The sequence below is a fragment of the Micropruina sp. genome (genome assembly GCF_047606665.1).
GTDB lineage: Bacteria > Actinomycetota > Actinomycetes > Propionibacteriales > Propionibacteriaceae > Micropruina.
Window position 1 is genome coordinate 70527 of sequence record NZ_JASGEF010000071.1, and the last position, 19503, is coordinate 90029.

Annotated in this window: 15 protein-coding genes and 1 pseudogene; 10 read left to right on the plus strand and 6 right to left on the minus strand. The window is 67.1% G+C overall.

Translation table 11 applies throughout. From position 1 onward, the window contains the following. The first annotated feature begins 1 nt into the window (after position 1). The 7 genes and pseudogenes from QM619_RS16935 (at position 2) to dxs (ending at position 8740) form a co-directional block, all read left to right on the plus strand. A complete protein-coding gene (locus QM619_RS16935) occupies positions 2-616 on the plus strand; it encodes a hypothetical protein (protein WP_415111534.1) in 615 nt (204 codons plus the stop codon). Between the two features lie 223 nt (positions 617-839). After that, positions 840-1154: a hypothetical protein gene (locus QM619_RS16940; protein ID WP_415111536.1), complete on the plus strand. Its 315-nt coding sequence runs from the start codon at positions 840-842 to the stop codon at positions 1152-1154. A gap of 71 nt (positions 1155-1225) precedes the next feature. Further along, on the plus strand, positions 1226-1597 hold the full coding sequence (locus QM619_RS16945; protein ID WP_415111538.1) for a hypothetical protein: 372 nt from the start codon (positions 1226-1228) through the stop codon (positions 1595-1597). 348 nt (positions 1598-1945) lie between these two features. After that, the gene (locus QM619_RS16950; RefSeq protein WP_415111540.1) at positions 1946-3277 is read left to right on the plus strand and encodes an MATE family efflux transporter; all 1332 of its coding nucleotides are present in this window, start codon (positions 1946-1948) and stop codon (positions 3275-3277) included. Positions 3278-3949: 672 nt separating this feature from the next. Beyond that, entirely contained in the window at positions 3950-4183 is a 234-nt protein-coding gene (locus tag QM619_RS16955) for a ribbon-helix-helix domain-containing protein (protein ID WP_415111542.1), read from the plus strand. Between the two features lie 476 nt (positions 4184-4659). Beyond that, positions 4660-6558 (plus strand): PQQ-binding-like beta-propeller repeat protein, encoded by a 1899-nt coding sequence (locus QM619_RS16960; RefSeq protein WP_415111623.1) that lies wholly within the window; start codon positions 4660-4662, stop codon positions 6556-6558. 242 nt (positions 6559-6800) lie between these two features. Further along, a pseudogene (gene dxs, locus QM619_RS16965) lies at positions 6801-8740 on the plus strand (1-deoxy-D-xylulose-5-phosphate synthase). A 97-nt stretch (positions 8741-8837) separates the two neighbouring features. Here the strand turns inward: dxs and QM619_RS16970 are convergent. The 5 genes from QM619_RS16970 to msrB all read right to left on the minus strand — a co-directional run bounded on the left by QM619_RS16970 (position 8838) and on the right by msrB (position 14769). Next, entirely contained in the window at positions 8838-10538 is a 1701-nt protein-coding gene (locus tag QM619_RS16970; RefSeq protein WP_415111543.1) for a hypothetical protein, read from the minus strand. Further along, positions 10535-12217 (minus strand): PQQ-binding-like beta-propeller repeat protein, encoded by a 1683-nt coding sequence (locus QM619_RS16975; protein ID WP_415111545.1) that lies wholly within the window; start codon positions 12215-12217, stop codon positions 10535-10537. The genes QM619_RS16970 and QM619_RS16975 overlap by 4 nt, the downstream gene beginning before the upstream one ends. A gap of 225 nt (positions 12218-12442) precedes the next feature. After that, positions 12443-13705 carry an HRDC domain-containing protein gene (locus tag QM619_RS16980; RefSeq protein ID WP_415111547.1) on the minus strand — a complete coding sequence of 421 codons (1263 nt, stop codon included), beginning with the start codon at positions 13703-13705 and terminating at the stop codon, positions 12443-12445. Continuing rightward, a complete protein-coding gene (locus QM619_RS16985) occupies positions 13702-14271 on the minus strand; it encodes a DUF3000 domain-containing protein (RefSeq protein WP_415111548.1) in 570 nt (189 codons plus the stop codon). The genes QM619_RS16980 and QM619_RS16985 overlap by 4 nt, the downstream gene beginning before the upstream one ends. 84 nt (positions 14272-14355) lie before the next feature. Beyond that, complete coding sequence (gene msrB / locus QM619_RS16990; protein ID WP_415111550.1) at positions 14356-14769, minus strand: peptide-methionine (R)-S-oxide reductase MsrB; 414 nt, start codon at positions 14767-14769, stop codon at positions 14356-14358. A 180-nt stretch (positions 14770-14949) separates the two neighbouring features. Between msrB and QM619_RS16995 the strand changes: the two genes are divergently transcribed. The 3 genes from QM619_RS16995 to QM619_RS17005 all read left to right on the plus strand — a co-directional run bounded on the left by QM619_RS16995 (position 14950) and on the right by QM619_RS17005 (position 18118). After that, a complete protein-coding gene (locus QM619_RS16995) occupies positions 14950-16032 on the plus strand; it encodes a DNA polymerase domain-containing protein (RefSeq protein WP_415111552.1) in 1083 nt (360 codons plus the stop codon). A gap of 19 nt (positions 16033-16051) precedes the next feature. Further along, entirely contained in the window at positions 16052-17128 is a 1077-nt protein-coding gene (locus QM619_RS17000) for an ATP-dependent DNA ligase (RefSeq protein ID WP_415111554.1), read from the plus strand. A 90-nt stretch (positions 17129-17218) separates the two neighbouring features. Continuing rightward, positions 17219-18118: a polyphosphate kinase 2 family protein gene (locus QM619_RS17005; RefSeq protein WP_415111556.1), complete on the plus strand. Its 900-nt coding sequence runs from the start codon at positions 17219-17221 to the stop codon at positions 18116-18118. A gap of 133 nt (positions 18119-18251) precedes the next feature. Here the strand turns inward: QM619_RS17005 and QM619_RS17010 are convergent, their stop codons facing one another. Continuing rightward, the gene (locus QM619_RS17010) at positions 18252-19046 is read right to left on the minus strand and encodes a sirohydrochlorin chelatase (RefSeq protein WP_415111558.1); all 795 of its coding nucleotides are present in this window, start codon (positions 19044-19046) and stop codon (positions 18252-18254) included. Positions 19047-19503: the final 457 nt, after the last annotated feature.

Genomic DNA, 19503 nt, shown 5'->3' on the forward strand with positions numbered 1-19503 from the left:
CTTGGCCAAACGGCTCGACAAGGCCGAGCGCGCCCGTCGGGAACGCGCGATCGCGGCGCGCTCGGCGACGGTCGGAAAGCCGCGTCCGAAGACGGCCCGACCCAAGCCGACGTCGGCGAAACCGCAGCCCGCGAAGCCGAAGGGACGGTTCGGCGCCACCTACCGTGGCGTCGGTTCCGAACTGGCCGAGCGGGCCGCGTGGTCGATGCTGGCCGCACTCACCGCGCTGGCAGGTGCCGGACTCGCCTTGGCTATCGGCAGCGCGGTGACGCCGGCGCTGTGCCCCGACGACGACGGCAGCTGCGGGCTGGGCTGGATGGTGCTGATCGGCATGGTCGGCTACCTGCTGGCCCTGCTTCCGGCGTCCGCGATCGGCCGGCTCGGCATCTGGTTCTGGGTCGCCTACGTCGCCGGATGCTCACCGATGCTGATGCTCGCCGCGGTGGGGGACTGGTGGTGGTGGACGGCGCTGGTCCTGCTTCCGATGGCAGCCTCCGTCGCCAGCGCCCCGCTCGGACACGACCGGCTGCCCACCCAGCAACGCTTCGGCCTGCTCGGTCTGGCGGCGATCGGGGTGGCCTTCGTCACCTGGTGGTACGTCCTCGCCCCCAACTGAGAGGCTGCCTTCGCTGGCCGAAACCCTCGTGCGTCTTGGTTTCGACAGGCTGAACAACTGTTGGTCGAGCTTGTCGAGACCTCTTCACCCCGGACGGCGTCCGCCCCCCGTCATCCCGTGCTTGCCGCGGGATCTCTGACTCGCAAAGCTGCGGCGACTCGTGGAGACTGACCCGTCTCGATCTTGGGATCGCTCCGCCGGAGTGCCCATAGGATCGCTGCGCATGAAGCGAGACGTGCTGGCTGAGCTGTACCCGCCACTGGGGCTTACCGTGACGGCGGACGGACTCACGTTGCGGCTGCTGCGCGACTCAGATCTGCCTGCCTATGCCGACCTCATTGCGGCACGGCTGTTCGCGGACGAGGATGCTCCGTATGTCTTCGCGTGGTGGGATCGAGATCCCACGCTTCGGCAGCGGGAGTCGCTGCAGCGTGTCGCGGTGACGCCCGACACCTTCGTCCGTCCACCAGCGGAGGTCAAGGTGACCGGACTGACCGCCAAACTGAGACGACAGTTGGCCGTCGGAGACCAGTCCTGAGGGGTACGTGCCCGCCCGCTGCCCGGTGGCCGAGATCCCGGCATCAGTCCTTTCTGTTCCTGATCGGTTCAGTGTTCGTCCCGCTGTTCGCCGTAGCCGCAGTGGATTCCTGGTGGATGGTGGCGATTCTCCGGGTTCGCGTCGCGGTGGACGCCTCAGGCCTGCGGGTCAGCGGCCCGCTCGGCTGGCTGCGGGTGCGGATCGTTCTCGATGACATCGCGACGGTGGGCACCGCCGAGGTTCGCGCGCTGCGAGAGTTCGGCGGCTGGGGCTACCGGGTCGCCTTCGCCGGCCCGCTGGTGGGTGCCAAGGGCTTCGTGCTCCGGTCCGGTCAGGCGATCGTGGTGACCCGCCGCTCCGGCGCGATCGAGGTGGTGGTCGTGGACGACGCCGGCACCGGCGCAGCCCTGCTCGCGGAATATCGACGGCGCCCGTCATCGTGACCGTCAGGTCGTACTGGCGACTGTGCCTACTGCCGGTTTTCGGTGGTTATGACGGCCATAGTTGTGCCCTGTGGACGGTCGAGCCGCTTTCTGGTGGGTCTGGATACCCTATGGGGGTATCTCGTATCCACACGAAAGTGGTTTGAGTCCAACTCTGCCGGTGCGTCGGTCGTCATAACCACCAGAATCCGGCTTGGGGATGGGCCGGGCGACGCGCTGACAAGAACTCATCGGGCAACTGCCGTGGATCTGTCACTCAGTGGAGAGCAGAATCACGGTGGAAAGTGACGAGCAGTCCCGCGGTGGTCACAGGGACGCCCTCGCTCGGGAGCGGGTTACCTTGAGCGGGTGCGCAGCCCTTCCCTGACTCGGCAGATCCTCGCCCTGGCGGTGCCGGCGTTCTTCGCGCTGGTGGCGGAGCCGCTGTTCCTGCTTGCGGACTCCGCGATCGTCGGGCACCTGGGGACGCCGCAACTCGCGGGTCTGGGCGTCGCCGGATCGGTGCTCGCCACCGCGGCCGGCGTGTTCGTGTTTCTCGCCTACGGCGCCACGGCCACCGTCGCGCGGGCGCTCGGAGCGGGTGCCGAAGGGAAGGTGGTCTCCGCGGGACTGGACGGTACGGTGCTGGCCGGCGTTCTCGGCGTCCTGACCGCGGTCGGGGTCGGCTTCGGTGCCGAGTCGCTGTGCGCGGTCCTCGGGGCCGGCGGTGAGGTGCTGCGTCACGCGACGATCTATCTGCGGATTTCGGCGCTGGGGCTTCCGGCCATGCTGGTCATGATGGCGATCACCGGCGCGCTGCGCGGCGTCCAGGACACCCGCACCCCGCTGATCGTTTCGGTCGCCGGCTTCACCCTCAACGCGTTGCTCAACGTCGGCCTGGTCTACGGGCTGGGCTGGGGCATCGCCGGATCCGCGTGGGGGACCATGATCGCTCAGTATGCGATGGCGTCCGCCCTTGTCACAGTCTGGTTCGTTCGGCAGCGTGCGTCTGACGTCCGGCCGCGGCTGCATCCGGCGGGCGTGCTCGCCGCCGCCGTCAACGGCGTCCCGCTGATCGTCCGGACGCTGTCGCTGCGCGCCGTGCTGCTGCTGACCACCTGGGTCGCGGCGTCGCTCGGCAACGTGCCGCTGGCCGCTCATCAGGTCGCGTTCACCGTGTGGAGCCTGCTCGCCTTCGCCCTCGACGCGCTGGCCATCGCCGGACAGGCCCTCACCGGCAAGGGGTTGGGGGCTGCGGACGTCGCCGGCGTCCGGGCGGCGACCGCGACCATGGTGCGCTGGGGGATCGTCGGCGGCGCCGTGATCGGACTGCTGGTGGCAGTATCCGGACCGTTCATCGCTCCGCTGTTCAGCGCCGATCCGCTGGTGCGGTCCGCGGTGATCGCCGCACTGATCGTGGTCGGCATCGGACAGCCGTTGGCCGGCTACGCGTTCGTCCTCGACGGCGTCCTGATCGGGGCCGGGGACGCCCGCTGGCTGGCCGGCGGCATGGCGGTGGTGTTGCTCGGCTACCTCCCGGTGGTCGGCCTGCTGAGGCTGAACGCGGACGCCCTGGCCGCGCAGGGGCCGGTGGCGGCAACCGTCGCGCTCTGGCTCGGGTTCACGGCGTTCATGCTGATTCGTTCGGTGATGCTGCGCGTGCGTGAACGCGGGGACGCCTGGCTCGTCACCGGCGAGTGAGTCCGGGCGGTGGCCGCCGTTCCACCTTGTCTTCGTCATCCCGGCGGACGCCGGGATCTCTGCAAGGCTGCATGGTCGAGTGGACCGACGCACGGACTCTGGACGAGAAGCCGCCAAACTTCTAGAATCGAACAACGATTCGATATCAAGGAGGCGTGATGGTTGCACTCGCGGAGCATCCGTGACCCCAGGGTTGAGCGTCCGGACGCGATCGGCTACGCCCGGCTGGCCCGATCGAGTCCGCTCGCCGGGAGCGCCCGCCTGGCCCGATCGAGTCCGCTCGCCGGGAGCGCCCGCCTGGGGCTGACCTCCGCCGCGTTCCTGCTCGATTGCTGCCCGGCGACGATACCGATTGCTGCGCCGACATCCGGTGGTGCTGGCGCGGTTCGCGGCGGTCTTCGTTGAGGCGCAGGAGCGAGCATGCCGAGAGGGTCTCGCCGGTGTGCGGGTCAGCCTGGCCGAGCGAGTGGAGCCCGACGTGGTCGCCGGCGCTGTCGACGTGTGGTCCAGTCAGCAGGCTGCCCTGGCTCGGTTGCGCCGCGAGGTGGATATGGTGGAAGAAGCAGTGTGGGGGGACGCTTCGTTCCGAGATTGTAAGAGTTGGTCGCTGCGCACTCACGAGACATGTATTACAATAATCGGCATGAGTGAGAGACGATCGACGGCCTGCCTGTGACGGAGGAGCAGATCGCTGAGTGGCAGTCGGCCGCCCGTGAGGGATTCGACGTGGAGGGTCTGCGCGGCCGCGGGCGGCCCCGTCTCGGTGCCGATGGGCCGAGTGCGGTGATTCCGGTCAGGATGGACAAGGCGATGCTCGAGGAGCTCATGGCGCGCGCTGAGCGAGACGGTCTGACCCGCTCGGAGGCGATCCGCGCAGCGGTCAAAGCCTGGTCGCACGCCGTCTGATTCGGGTCCACCAATCGGCGCTCCGGGAGGCGTGGGGACGGCGGGGGCCGGCCACGCATAACGTCGGAGGGCGCCGTTCGGCCACCGGTGGCCATGGACCAAAGGCTGGAGGAACCGGTACATTTGTCGCGCGTCTGTTGACCCAATGCTCCATGGAGAGACCGACTCGTCCGTATCGATCCGGTTGATCTGCCGCCTCGACCGCTGCGACTCTCGGTGGGCCGCAGGGTAGTGTCATGCATGTTGATAAAATTGGAGGGGGCGGAGTGGCTATGGGCTCCAAGCGGAGAGAGGATGGAATGCGCTCTACTCGGACTCTCCCTGCTATAATTTGTCGGCTCCGGAACTATGGTCGACTGATTACGTCAACAGTCGGGCTCGTAGTTGCAATCGTCTGGGTCTTGAATTCGCGGGAGTCGATTGCAAGACTGCTCCTTCTGATCTTCGGGATATGGTCATTGATCGAGTGGTGGTGGATGTTGTATGTGCGTCTGCGGAAACCATTGGTCAATGCCATCGTAGGTGTGATAGGGCTATCTCTAGGTGTATATGGTGTTGTGATCAACTTCGGCCCAGCGTCTCCCCTGGAGACCCCTGACGACTTGCCTCCGTCCAGCAGTCCGAGCGGAGTCTACCAATCTTCGCGGCCTCTACCCCTATCAAAATCATTGAGGACAACTCGGCTGGCTGGAGGAAAGGAGCCTTTCGCTGTCGCTGTAGATGATCGATATGCGTGGGTCACTAGTCGCCTATCGGATTCACTTGAGCAGATCTCGCTAGCTGGTGGAAAGAAGGTTCGAACGATTCGAGTGCCTCCTCGTCCGGTCGCTGTCATAGCGGAGCAAGGCGCTGTATGGGTGACTTCGAATCAGGATGGCTCTTTAACTAAGATTGATTCATCGTCAGGTAGGATTGTTTGGACCAAGAGGCTAGGCATTTCCCTTGCGGACCTGGTGCTTGTCGACGGTGAGATTTATGTCGCTGACTCGGTTGGAAATTCGATTATCCGGGTTGACGCGGAAGATGGGTCTATCCGGTCTCGTGCGCAAGTTGCGGGATCGCCGATGTTCTTGACGTCGAATGGCCAGTCTTTGTGGGCGACCTTGGTAGATTCGCACGAGATTGTTGAACTTGGTCTCCGAACTCTACGGGAGGTTCTCCGTAAGGATGTCGGATCGAGCTTGCTAACCCTCGTTGCTTCTGAAGGGGGCTTATGGCTCACTCTTCCTGAGGAAGACCAAGTCCTTCGCCTAGACGAGGAAACGCTAGAGAAGACGGACAGAATCGATCTGCCCGAGTTGCCGGTAGGAATGTCCTTGTTTGATGGTGAGCTCTGGGTTGCGGGAATGAATGCTGGGCTCGTAACGCGTATTGACGTGGGTCGCCGCTCCGTTACGGGACAATTCAAAGTCTCTGGGCAGCCCTACGGCGTTGGTGCCAGTGCTGACTATGTGGTCGTTGCCGAGCAAGCAACTGGCATGATCTCGATCACTGATAAGGCGTCCGTCGTGGGTCCAGATGAGGCGGGTGTGCAGCCGGTTTTGACCAGCACGTACTTTACGGAGTCGACGGTTGGCCTTGAGAATGCGTTCGGGAGCGTGTGGATCACTCATGGAGATGGTAACCGAGTGACGCGACTAAATCCCGTGACTCTCAGGCAAGAGGCGAGCATCAGGGTCTCTGGGCAGATTATGTCTATTACGTCTGGTGCTGGCTCTATTTGGGTGGGCTCTGTAGAGCCAGATCGTGTCGTTCGTATAGACCCGGCGACGAATAAAATAGTCGACTCGGTACCTGTGGAAAATGGACCTTCTGGCTTGATCTTCCATGCCGGGTCCTTGTATGCTACTGCATTCAACACTGGAAAGTTGCAGCGGATAGATCCTGAAGCGATGCGGGTGGTTTCGGAGATTGCACTAAAAGATCGTCCCCTCCGCCTTGCCGCCTCTCCGGAAGGCGTCTGGGTTGCGGAGGCTGGAAACAATTCCGTAGCGTTCGTTGGGAACGATGCGAATTCCACCTCCTTTAGGCTGGCCCTAGACGGGCAGCCAGGCACGGGGATGCTTATCGCCGCAGATCGTCTCTGGGTAACGCTTTACGACAAGGGAGTTCTGGTTGGCATCGACACTGGAACTCGCAATGTGGTGGTTGCGAGACCAATTGGGGGAGAGTTGCTTGATGTCAAGAGGTGGAAGGATTGGCTATGGGTCACTTCGGGGTCGTCGAGAACGGTAAATAAGCTCGATCCTAAGACGGGTGAGGTGGTTGATGTTGTGACCGTGCCGGCGGAAAGCCAAACCCTTTTAGCAACGGACACTGCACTGTGGCTGGCCGTTACTCCTGATTCTATGATCATGCGGCTAGAGATTCCCTAAGGAATTAGATTGAAAACTTCTATTGACAGCTGCTTTCTTGGCTTTGGATTGGAAGGGCTTGGTAAACAGATTTCTTGCATAATGGTACCATTGGCGACGGATTGTAGGGAGGCATAGCTGTCGTCGGCCTGTGGCTTGTGGGCGGCTGGCGCCGACGGGTTCAGGCGGCGTTCCTGCTACCCTCAGTGGAGTCGGAGTGGTCGTGACAGCCCGTCCCAGGCTCCGGACGTAGACTGCTCGCCATGCCGCTGCTCGATCGGATCACCCAGCCCGCCGACCTGCGCGACCTCCGACCCGAGGAGTTGGAGCAGTTGGCCGGTGAGATCCGAGCGTTCCTGATCGAGCACGTGTCGCGCACCGGTGGTCATCTGGGGCCCAACCTGGGTGCGGTCGAGTTGACCATGGCCATCCACCGGGTGTTCGACTCGCCGCGCGACCCGATCATCTTCGACACCGGTCACCAGAGCTACGTGCACAAGATCCTGACCGGACGCCAGGACCGCTTCGACACGCTGCGGCAGCCGGGAGGCCTCTCCGGCTACCCGAGCCGCGCGGAATCCGAGCACGACTGGGTGGAAAGTTCGCACGCCTCGTCCTCGCTGTCCTGGGCGGAGGGCCTCGCCAAGGGTTTCGCGTTGCGCGGAGTGGACGACCGCACCGTCGTCGCCGTGGTCGGGGACGGCTCCCTCACCGGCGCATGACCTGGGAGGCGCTCAACAACATCGCCGTCCAGCCCGAGCTGCGGCTGGTGATCGTGGTCAACGACAACGGCCGCTCCTACACGCCGACGATCGGTGGCCTGGCGTCCCGGCTGCGCGGCCTGGGGCAGCAGCTTTCCGCGATCCGCACCGACCGGCGCTACGAACGCACCCTTGCCACGATCAAGCGCTGGGTGAGCCGGACGCCGGTCGTCGGTGAGCCCACCTACGACCTGATGCACGGTGTGAAGGCCGGCGTGAAGGACGTACTGGCTCCGCAGGGCATGTACGCCGATCTGGGCATCAAGTACCTGGGCCCGATCGACGGCCACGACCTGGCCGCGCTGGAACGGACGCTGGAACAGGCCCGCCGTTTCACCGAAGGTCCGGTGATCGTGCACTGCCTCACCGAGAAGGGCCGCGGTTTTGCCGCCGCCGAGGCCAACGAAGAGGACCGGTTCCACGCCGTCGGACCGATAGACCAGGTGACCGGTGCCCCGCTCGGCAGCGCACCCGCCCGCACCTGGACGGACGCCTTCGGCGAACATCTGGCCCGGATCGGTGCCACCGACGATTCGGTGGTGGCCATCACGGCCGCCATGCTGCACCCCACCGGACTGACCAGGTTCGCCAGGCATTTCCCGCACCGCGCCTTCGACGTCGGCATCGCCGAGCAGCATGCGGTGGCGTCCGCCGCCGGCCTGGCACGGGCCGGGCTGCACCCGGTGGTCGCCTTGTACTCGACGTTCCTCAACCGGGCCTTCGACCAGGTGCTGATGGACGTCGCCCTGCATGGCGAGGGCGTCACCTTCGTCCTCGACCGGGCCGGCATCACCGGCGCCGACGGGCCCAGCCATCACGGCATGTGGGACCTGTCGTTGCTGGGCCTGGTGCCGGGGCTGAGGCTCGCCGCGCCCCGTGACGAGCAGCGGCTGCAGGAGGCGTTGGAGCTCGCGGTCACCATCGATGACGGCCCGACCGTGCTGCGGTTCTCCAAGGATCCGCTGCCGGCGCCGCTGCCCGCGCTCCGAACCGACGGCGAGGTCGACGTGCTGGTCGAGGACGGCGACCCGCGCGTCCTGGTCGTCGGCTGGGGGCAGTTCGCCGGCGTCGCCGTCGAGGTCGGACGGCGGCTGGCGCAGCAGGGCATCGGCGTCCGGGTGGTCGATCCGGTCTGGGCGCTGCCGGTCTCGACGGACCTGATCCGGCTGGCCGGCGCGCACGAACTGGTGGTCACCGTCGAGGACGGCGGACTGGCCGGTGGGCTCGGCTCGCGGCTGGCCCAGGAATGCCGGCTCGCCGGGGTGCCGGCCACCATCCGCGAGTTCGGAGTTCCACAGCGGTTCATCGACCAGGGCACCCGGCCCGGCATCTTCGCCGACCTGGGCCTGACCGCTCAGCAGATCGCCCGGTTCGCCACCGAGGCGGTGCTCGCCGGCGAGCGCGAGATCGTCGGGCGGCGGGCGTCGAACCGGTCGGTCTGACCGATCTCGCCATCGGTGCCCACTTTCACGATCGGTGACCACTTTCGGGTTATAACCCGAAAGCCGTCACGCATCCGGCCATCCGTCACCGATCTCGTCATCGGGCCGGACGCCGGGCCGGCGCCACGGCGATCGCCAGGCAGCCGAGCCCGGCGGTGAGGAAGAGCGGGGTGCCCAGCAGGAAGTCCCCGCCCACGGCGTAGATCGCGACGTCGAGGGAGCTGCCGCTGCTGCGGGTGAGGGAGACAAAGGCCGCCGTGGTGACGCCGAGCAGGGCGCTGCCGCAATACAGCAGCACGCGGGACGGGACCGGCCAGCGCGGCGTCCCGTCGCGGGACAAGTCGCCCTCGGTCAGCACTCGCCAGATCAGCCCGAACAGCACGGCGCCGATGCCGCTGAATCCCAGCAGCGCGCTGATCGGATCGTCGAGGATTGCCCGATGCGGATACACCAGACACAACAGGATGCCGGACGCCAGCGCCGTGACACGGGTCGGGCTCAGCCGGCGTCTGATCGCCAATACGGCCGCAGTCACCAGCAGCGCGACCAGCAGCAGGCCCGACATCTGCGGCACCGTATTGTCGGCCCACACCGTGTAGCCGAAGCTGCGAAGCAACCGGAACACCGCCAGCGCCGCCACGCACCCCAGGAACATCGCCGCCGAGGGCCGCCCACGGCGGGCCGTCGGCAGCGTGACCGCCAACCCGACCACCCCGGTCGCCAGCAGGCAGAGCGTCTGGGTGAGATTGGACGTGGCTGCCGCCGTGTATGCGACGAGGCCGTCGAACAGCCACTGGGGGCCGGTGCGCCGACTGTGCTCTCGCACCGCGGTCGGCACCAGAATGAGCATGACGGCTGCCGACGAACCTATCGCGACAAGGTAATTCAGTGGCGTCGGGTCTTCGTCCAGGTCGGACCAGGCCGGCGGCCGTCCGGTCGCGGCAAGCACGGCGAACATCATGGCGGCGGCGAGGAGCAGCGCCAGAGCCGACGCGACCCAGCCCGTGCCGGCGTTGTCCGGGTCGCGCGGCAGATCGGCCAGTGCGACGGCGGCCCAGCCGAGCATCAGGAGACCGGCCACCGTCAGCCAGCCCCGCGGCAGTTCGCGGACGGCGGCCGCCACGGCGGCGAACGAAGCGGTCACCGAGATCTGCGCCAGCGCTGCTCCGGCGACCAGCAGGGCGGGCAGGGCTAGGCTTTCCAGGCTGATCAGGCCGCCCTCGACCGCGGAGCCACGCCAATCCCGGTTCAGCCCGCGGCTCAGGTCCGTGCCGACCAGTGGAATGAACACGGCGGCCGCGACCGCCAGCGTCACCACGACGAACTCCCACCAGGCGAACTCGCTGCGCCACCGCACCACGGTGAGCACCACCAGGATCGACAGGCTCACCAGGCCGCTCACCAGCAGCATCGGATCGATGGCTGCTGCGGTCGCGAAGAAGGCCAGGGCACCGGCTGTCGTCGGCAACGAGAGCAGCTTCACCCACCAGGGCAGGTGCAGTGCCGCCGTCTGCAGCACGGCGATCGACAACACCAGCCCGGCGAGGCACAGCCAGGTGCCGACATCGGGAATGGTGAGCCCGGTGAGTGTCACCACCAGGACGTCGACGCGACGCAAGGCGCCCGCGAAGACCACCGCCAGCGCCAACAATCCGTAGAGGGCGAGCAGGCTTGCCACGATCGGACGCAGCCCGACCGGCCATCCGGCGCTCCGCGGGTGGCCGTCGCGGACCGGCTGGATCACCGTCAACCAGACGATGTCCCGGACGACGCGGCCGGCCGCGGCGAGCGTCCTCACCGGGCCTCCCAGCGGTAGGCGGCCGAGCCGAAGAACCAGAACAACTCCCCGGCCTCGACGCTCAGCAGCGGGCCGGCACCGGTGGACATGTCCTTCTCCGGCGTCGCGTACGCGCCGAGTTCGGTGCCCGCGGCGTCCAGCAGCCGCAGCGTGGTCCGGTCGGCGACCAGCAGCCGGTCGCCCTCGACGCCGACTCGGACCGGGTCGATCGGCTTCGCCCACACCTGGACGCCGTCGGACGCCCGCAGTGCCGTCAATTCGTCCGCCGTCCCAACCAGGGCCGTGTCGCCGATGGCGCTGAGGTGGCGCGACCGAATCATATGCGTTCGCCACAGTTGCTCGCCGTCCGCCAGCCGATAGCCGCGGACGTAGCTGTCTGTGCTGGTCGTCACCACGGCGACGTCGCCGGCGATCGTGAACGCCTCCGGTGCCACGATCGCGAGCTCGTGCCGCACTGCGCCGTCCGGGGCGAACGCGACCAGGGTGCCGGCCTGATCCAGCACGGTCAGCGTGTCGCGGTCGCGGTCGACCACCATGGGCTGGCGAATCTCGGTCGGGGTTTGCCCGGTCCACGCGGTCCGTCCGGTCTCGGCCTCGAAAGCGGTGATGGTGCCGTCCAGGGTGGCGACGACGGCCAGGTCCCCGAACCGCTGGATCGGCACGGCGCTCACGTCCGGCAGCGGGGCCTGCCAGAGGAATTCGCCCTGATCGCCGTAACCGACCACGGTGCGTTCGGTGGTGGCGGCGATCACGATCTTCCCGATCGCGAGGGTGGAGGTGACCTCGCCACCAGGGCGGGCGTGCCAACGCGGGTCGGTGCCGGTGTCCGACCAGCCGCGAGCGACCAGGTCGCCGCCGGGCGTATTGACGTAGACGATGACCGGTCCGGGCAGCACCACCGGGCGGACGTCCGCATACAGGGCGAGCGGCGGAATGTTCATATCGCGCCGGGTGAAGTTCCACGTCCTGTTCAGCGCCGCTTTCGCGTCGGCGCTCACCCGGCTGAGCGACTGCCAGCGTGGCGGACGGGTCACCGCCATGCCGCTGCGGTCGTCCGACCGGGTGGCGACGATGCCCCGTCCCGGACACCAGGTGGAGACGTCGCGGATCGGGGTGTCGACCGATCCGAGAGTCAGTTCGCTGCTGATCGCGACGCATCCGCCGTCGCGGACGGTGGCGGCGCGCAAGGTGGCCGAATAGGGCTGCTCTGCCTTGGGGGTATAGCCGCTGCCGACCATCACGGTGCCCGCGGCGCTCCACTGCTGGCCGTCATGGACGCCGGCCGGCAGCATCGGAATCTCGGGGGCGAAGCTCATGAAGCCGGCGTCAGTCATGATGGTCCGCAGCTCCAGACCGCTCGGCCGAGCTGCCAGCAACTGGGTATGGCGAAGCTCGACCCGGCCGCGGGCGTCCGCGGTGAGTTCGGAGATGCGCACCCAGGTGTTGCTGCGAAGCTCGTCGAGGGTCCCACCGACGGCCATTGCAGCGGGCCCGCTCTGCCAGATCGGCATGCCGTACGTGCTGTAGTACTCGGTCACGGTGTCGGTGCCGTCGGAGTTCTCCAGCAGTACCCGGCCGTCTGTGGGCAGATAGCGCATCGCGGTGGACGCGTCCATCGCCGACACCGGACGCCCGGACGTCGCCGCCGCGATCACCACGCTGACCACCACGGCGATCACCAGAAATGCGGCGAGCCGTGGACGCGGACGCCTCGGTTGGGCGGGGGTTCCGGACTGGGGTGGCGGGGGTTGCGGGAGCAGGGGCGGACCCTGCGGCGGAGGGAAAGGGGCGCCTAGCCGAGATGCCGGAGGAGTGGGCGGGTCAGCTGGCCGGTTGCCGAAAGTGCCGCTCGGCAGGTGGCCCGGATCTGACATTCGACCACTATAAACGTCCGAGATAACCAGCTATGAAGGGTCCGCAGTCAGCCGTTCCACGATCAGCGGCACCAGCAGTTCGCGCTGCCACGGGCGGACCGACTCGGCAGCGAGGGCGGCGTCCACGGCCTCGGCGGTCAGTTCGGCCGGCGGCTCCCAGAGCAGCCGACGCAGGGCGTCCGGGCTGATCAGGTTCTCCACCGGAAGCTCCAGCTGTCCGGCCCGTTCCACGACCGCGGGCCGGACGGCGTCCCAGCGGGCGGCCGCCTCGGGATTGCGCAGCTCCCAGGTGCGCGGCGGCGGCGGACCTTCGGCGGGCAGCTGCCGGACCGGCAACTGATCGCGGGGCAGTGCCGCGACCCGGTCGAGCGCCGCCAGCCAACGAGCCCGGTAGCGGGCCGGGGAACGCCAGGAGAACTCCGGCACCGCCGCCAGATCGGCCGGGCCGAGACGCTTCACCTCGGACGGGTTGGCGCGGGCGGCCAGCGCGGTGATCGCCCGATCGGGCAGCACCTTGCCGGGCGCCCGGTCCATCGAGGACGCCAACTGGTCGCGGGTCTGCCACAGCTCGCGGACCACGGCGAGCGCCCGCGGCGTCCGGACGGCGTGCAGCCCGGACGTCCGGCGCCACGGGTCGACCCGGGGAGGCATCGCGGCGCCTGCCCGTTCGACCAGGTAGGCAAACTCTTGCGCGGCCCATTCCGCCTTGCCAGCGGCCTGCAACCGAGTGTCCAGCCAGTCGCGCAGTTCGGCCAGCAGTTCGACGTCGAGGGCTGCGTAGTTCAGCCATTCGTCGGGCAACGGACGCCGTGACCAGTCTGCGGCCGAATGCTCCTTGCGCAGGGTGAGCCCGAACGCCTCCTCCAGCAGGGTGCCCAAGGCGACCCGCGGCATGCCCAGCAGCCGGGCGGCCAGTTCGGTGTCGTACAGTCGCCGCGGAAGCAGTTGGACCTCGGCTAGGCAGGGCAGGTCCTGGCTAGCGGCGTGCAGCACCCACTCGGCGTCCGCCAGTGCCGCGGCCAGGTCGGAGAAGTCGGCCGGTTCGTCGCCGGCCATGAACGGAATCGGGTCGAGCAGAATCGTGCCGGCACCCTCGCGGCGCAACTGGATCAGGTAGGCACGGGCCGAATAGCGGAAGCCTTGGGCGCGTTCGGTGTCGATGCCGATCGGTCCGGTGCCGGCGGTCAGCGCCGCAGTCGCAGTGGCCAGGCCGTCCGGAGTGTGCACGACCTGCGGGACGCCGTCGGCGGGTGCCTCCAGGACGACCAGCGGGGCGTCGGACTGCTCGGTCACCGGCGTCGCCGTGCCGCCATCACCACCACGCCTTCGGGCAGAGGCGGCAGCCCGGCGGTGGTGCACAACAATTCGGACCAGCTCATCAGGTGCCGGGTGACGTCGTCGGCGGAGCTGACCAGCGGCGTCCAGGACGCCCGGATCTCGATCTCGGCGCGCGGCGGATCGGCCGACATGGCGCCGAAGGCTCGCGACGAGACCGCGGTGACGGTGCCGCTGGGCGCGGTGTAGTCGGCGCCGTAGCGGGCCAGCGCGTCGGTCAGCCACGACCAGCCCACCTCGGTGAGCAGCGGGTCGACCACCATTTCGGCGTCCACCTCGGCGCGGGCATAGGTGACGCAGCGGAAATCGCCGTCCCAGGACGGATTGCCGTCCGGGTCGTGCAACAGCACCAGGCGTCCGTTGCCGAGGTCGTCGCCGCCGGCCACCACCTCGGCCGCGACCGCGACCGCGTGCGGGGCGATCCGCTGGGGTGCCGGGATTTCCTCGATCACCAATTCCGGGCGCCAGTGCATGGCCTGCAGGGCAGCCACCGCGTCATCGAATAGCCCGGGACTGCCCGCCATGCTGTTTCGCGCTCCTCCCACGGGGTGAATCTAGCCGCGTCTGCGTCCCCCGCTCGGGGGACTCGCCGGGAGCGCCGTCAACGATCACGCAGGTTGTTCAGGTTCCAGCACCAGGCAGATGGAGTTGATGCAGTACCGCTTGTCGGTCGGCGTGTCGTAGCCCTCTCCGGTGAACACATGCCCTAAGTGCGAATCGCAGGTGGCGCACCGCACTTCGGTGCGAACCTGCCACAGCGAACGGTCCTGGATGTAGCGGACGCTGTCGAGTTCCGGGGCGAAGAACGACGGCCACCCGCAATGCGATTCGAATTTGGTGTCGCTGGTGAACAGCTTCGCACCGCAAGCCCGGCAGCGATAGGTGCCGGGCGTGGTGGTGTCGGTGTATTGGCCGGTGAACGGACGCTCGGTGCCGGCCTCGCGCAACACGTGATACTCGGCGGGGGACAGCATGGCACGCCACTGTTCCGGCGTCCGGAACTGCTTCGGATCGAGTTCCATGGGATCTGAATCTCCTTGGTATCGCTGGTGGCCGCTCCAGGTTAGTCCGCCCGCAAGGGCCGCCGCCTAGCCCCCCAACGCCCTCCCTAACTACTTCAGGCCTCCCGTCGACGGCAGGCTTGGAGTAGTTAGGGAGGGGTCTACGGGGCCGCGGGGTTGGTGGTCCACTAGCGTGGGCCCATGGCCAAGAGCGCAGCGACGATGCTGACCGTTGGTGACCGCAAGCTGCGCGTCACCAGCCCAGACCGAATCGTCTACGAGCCGACCGAACGGACGCCGGCGATCACCAAACTGGACGTCTGCGCGTACTACGCGAACCTCGGCGACGCGCTGATGCGGGCGATGGGGGAGCGTCCGACGGCGATGGAGCGCTGGCCAGATGGCTGGCGCGAAGGAATGCGGCTGGCCACCAGCACGCAGGACCGGGAGGCCGACGGCTTCTATCAGAAGCGGCTGCCCAGGGGCGCGCCCGATTACGTCGAGTCGGTCCGGATCACCTTTCCCAGCGGACGCCCCGCCGATGAGCTGTGCCCGTCCGAGCCGGCGGCATTCGTCTGGGCGGCGCAGATGGGAACGCTCACCTTTCATCCGTGGCCAGTGCGGCGTCCGGACGTCGACCATCCCGATGAGCTGCGGCTCGACCTCGACCCGCAGTCAGGCACCGGCTTCGCGGACGCCCAGCGGGTGGCCGATGTCGCCCGCGAACTATTGGAAGAACTGGGGCTGCGCGGCTACCCCAAGACGTCCGGGAATCGCGGCATCCATATCTATGTTCGGATCCGTCCCGATTACAGCTTCGAGGAGGTCCGGCATGCCGCGATCGGTTTCGGACGCGAACTCGAACGTCGCGACGGCGGTGTGACCACCGCGTGGTGGAAGGAAGAGCGCGGTGAGCGGATCTTCATCGACTTCAACCAAAACAACCGCGACCGGACCATCGCCGGCGCGTGGAGCCTGCGCGCCCGTCCCGGCGCGCCGGTCAGCACCCCGATGACCTGGGCACAGCTGGCCGAGGTGAAAGACCCTCGCGAGTTCAATCTGACGACCGTGCCCGACTATCTGTCCCATGGCGATCCGTGGGCCGATATGGACGCCGAGGCGTTCCCGCTCGAACCGCTGCTCACCCTGTGGGAGACGTTGCCCGGAGGCGAGCTGAACTGGCCGCCGGACTACCCGAAGATGCCCGGGGAACCGCCGCGGGTGCAGCCGTCCAAGAAGGTCGCGGCGCACTGGGACGACCAAGGCAATCGGATCGAGAAGTAGCGGCGACACAATGGCTCCCATGCAACTGCCCGTGATGCCTCCGGTGAAGCCGATGCTCGCCAGGGCGGTGCCCCAGATTCCGACCGGCGCATTGTCGTACGAGCCGAAGTGGGACGGTTTCCGCTCGATCGTCTTCCGGGACGGCGACGAGGTCGAGATCGGGTCGCGCAATGAGCGTCCGATGACCCGATACTTTCCCGAGATCGTCGAGGCGGTGAAAGCGAACCTGCCGGAGCGCTGCGTGGTGGACGGCGAACTCGTCGTGGTGATCGGCGACCGACTGGAGTTCGAGGTGCTGCAGCAACGCATCCATCCGGCGGCCAGCCGGGTGAAGCTGCTCTCCGAGCAGACTCCGGCCAGTTTCGTTGCCTTCGATCTGCTCGCCCTGGACGACGTCGACTACACCGAGCGTCCCTTCGAGGAGCGTCGCGCCGCGCTCGAACAGGCCTTGGCTCATGCCGATGCGCCGATCCACCTCACCCCGATCACCCGCGACCCTGAACTCGCCGAGAAGTGGTTCGCCCAGTTCGAGGGGGCCGGTCTGGACGGCGTGGTCGCCAAACCGCTGGACGGCAGCTACCAGCCGGACAAGCGCACCATGTTCAAGATCAAGCACCAGCGCACCGCGGATTGCGTGGTGGCTGGCTACCGGCTGCACAAGAGCGGGGACGACGTGATCGGCTCGCTGCTGCTCGGCCTGTACAACGAGGCCGGCGAGTTGGCGTCCGTCGGAGTGATCGGCGCATTCCCGCTGGCCCGGCGCAAGGAGCTGTTCCACGAACTGCAGCCGCTGGTGACCACCTTCGACAACCATCCGTGGGCGTGGGCCCGCCAAGAAGAGGGCGCCCGCACGCCGCGCAACTCCGAATACAGCCGCTGGAACAACGGCAAGGACCTCTCCTTCGTGCCGCTGCATCCAGAACTGGTGGTCGAGGTGCGTTACGAGCACATGGAGGGCGTCCGGTTCCGACACACCGCCCAGTTCAACCGCTGGCGTCCGGACCGCGACCCTCGCTCGTGCACCTACGCCCAGCTGGAAGAGCCGGTCAGGTACGACCTGGCCGACATTCTGGCGATCCGTCCGGACTCCGGCTGACCCGGCGAGTCGGCGTCCTGATCGCGCGGGAATCGTCAGGGTTTCCTAAGACTCCTAGTGCGAGCGCCAATGCTGCGCCAGACTACGAGGATGGCAGGCAAGAAGAAGTCGAAGAAGACCAGGGAGTCCCACCCCACCCGGCCGACGAAGCCGATCAGCAGGCTGCTCCGGCTGCCGAAGGGTCCGGTCAATCTGGCCAAACTCGACACTGCCGCGACCCCCGGCTATCCCGGTGTGGGAAAGGCGGACGCTCCCGCGCTCACCCAGGCTTTGGCGCCGGAACTCTCCGATCTGCAGGAACGGCTCTACGCCAACGGACGCTCCGAGCCGGAGCGGGCGCCGCGATTGCTCGTCGTGCTGCAGGGTATGGACACCTCCGGCAAAGGCGGTGTGATCCGGCACGCGATGGGCCTGGTCGACCCGCAGGGCATTCAGCTGACCTCGTTCAAGGTGCCCACCGAGGAAGAGCGCAAGCATCACTATCTGTGGCGGATCCGGAAGGCGCTGCCCAACCCGGGCATGATTGGCATCTTCGACCGCTCACAGTATGAGGACGTCCTGGTCGTCAGGGTCGAGCAGCTCGTCCCGGTCAGCGAATGGAACCGACGCTACGACGAGATCAACGCCTTCGAGCGCGAAGTGGCCGACAGCGGCACCACGATCATCAAGTGCTTCCTGCACGTGTCGTTCGCCGAGCAGAAGCAGCGGTTGGCCGACCGCCTGGCCAGCCCGGCGAAATATTGGAAGTACAACCCCAAGGACGTCGACGCTCGCGCCAAGTGGCCCGCCTATCAAGAGGCCTACACCGACGCGCTGGAGCGCTGCAATACCGACCATGCGCCCTGGTTCGTGATTCCGGCCGATCGCAAGTGGTACCGCAACTGGGCGGTCGCACAGCTGGTGCGCGAACACCTGATCGGGCTCAACCTGTCGTGGCCGGACGCCACCTTCGACGTCGCCGCCGAGAAGACCCGCGTGGCGAAGTCATGACCCACTACCGGTCGAGCTTGTCGTAACCACACCGCTGGTTGAGCTTGTCGAAACCTCTCGTGGCCATGGCCGGGTCTCGACAAGCTCGACCAACGAATCAGCGCGAACTCGACCAGCGAATCAGCGCGGATGGTCAGGCAATGGTGAGATGCCGGGCCGGCACCTCGTCGTCCAACTCTTCGAAGCCGAAGTCGAGCAGGTCCATCGCGGCGAACGCGTAGCGGGCCAGGATCAGATCCATCACCTCGTGCGCCGAGCCGAGCGGTTCGCTCACCGAGACCGCGCCGCACCGTTCGGCCAGGTCGGCCTGGGTATGGAACAGTTCGGTGGCGGTCAGGAAGAACGACCCCACGGCGATGTGCCGGCGACCCTGCGCGCGCAAACCTTGAATGGCCTGCGACACCGACGGACCCGAGCCGTCCGCGACCGCGGTCAGGCAGGGCAGCCGGTGGTGGGTGGACCACTGCCGGGCTCGGCGAGCCAGCAGCGCGTTGCCGCGGACGTCGCCGCTGCGGGCCGACGACAGCACCAGACCGTCCAGTTCGAGGACGCGCTGTCCGGCCAGTGAGGCGCGCAGCCGTTGGTCGAGGACGGTGAGCAGGCTGACCTCGGGGCCGATTGGACGCGACACGCTCACCCGCAGTTCCGAATGCAGGCTGCGCAGCTTGGCCGCCTGGCCGATCACCCGTTCATCCGCGTCGATGGCATGGGTCAGCTGCAGCGGAACCAGCACGATCTCGGTGATGCCCTGCTTGATCAGCTGGGACACCACCTGCGTGGTCGAGGGGGAGCAGTGGTCGAGGAAGGAACAGTGCACGGACAAGCCGGGACGCATGCCCTGAAGGCCTTGCCTCAAGGAGTGCGCGACTTGGGCGACTCGGGCGTCGGTGCTGCCCATTCCCACCATCACCAAGGCTGGAGCGGTCATGATGTGCCTCTCTTGCGTCACATGTACCTGCGGCTCCATTGCCGGCGTTTTCGTGCTACCAACCTCTCTCGCCGCTTGTACCAGATGCAAATCCGATGACCGATATGTGAGACGAAGGTCCCAATATTCGGGAAATTGAGGCTTGGGTGGGCTGCTCGGTTGGTTGCCCGCCCCGTAGTAGGGGCGAAATCTCACTGGGTGGACGCCTGGGTGCCCGGTGTGGCGGTCGGCGATCTGTCGCCGGAACGCGTCCACTGGCGGCATCGAGTCGCGGGCGGCTCGTGGGGTTCTCGTGGGGTGGGATGTCCGAACAGGGGTCGCCGAGGTATGCTCCCTGTGGAGTTGCTGTGTTCCTATATCTCAGAGCGGTTTGAAGCCACGGAGACCGCACTTAACCTGTTAGGCTCTACTAAGCAGTTACGCTAAAGCCAGCAAACCAGGGACAGGAGCTTGACGC

What these genes read in the sequence shown, in the direction of transcription:
- QM619_RS17000 (WP_415111554.1), top strand. Translation starts at nt 16,052, where the DNA reads ATGCAACTGCCCGTGATGCCTCCGGTGAAGCCGATGCTCGCCAGGGCG.
- QM619_RS16940 (WP_415111536.1), top strand. Translation starts at nt 840, where the DNA reads ATGAAGCGAGACGTGCTGGCTGAGCTGTACCCGCCACTGGGGCTTACC.
- QM619_RS17005 (WP_415111556.1), top strand. Translation starts at nt 17,219, where the DNA reads ATGGCAGGCAAGAAGAAGTCGAAGAAGACCAGGGAGTCCCACCCCACC.
- msrB (WP_415111550.1), bottom strand. Translation starts at nt 14,769, where the DNA reads ATGGAACTCGATCCGAAGCAGTTCCGGACGCCGGAACAGTGGCGTGCC.
- QM619_RS17010 (WP_415111558.1), bottom strand. Translation starts at nt 19,046, where the DNA reads ATGACCGCTCCAGCCTTGGTGATGGTGGGAATGGGCAGCACCGACGCC.
- QM619_RS16995 (WP_415111552.1), top strand. Translation starts at nt 14,950, where the DNA reads ATGGCCAAGAGCGCAGCGACGATGCTGACCGTTGGTGACCGCAAGCTG.
- QM619_RS16985 (WP_415111548.1), bottom strand. Translation starts at nt 14,271, where the DNA reads ATGGCGGGCAGTCCCGGGCTATTCGATGACGCGGTGGCTGCCCTGCAG.
- QM619_RS16960 (WP_415111623.1), top strand. Translation starts at nt 4,660, where the DNA reads ATGTTGTATGTGCGTCTGCGGAAACCATTGGTCAATGCCATCGTAGGT.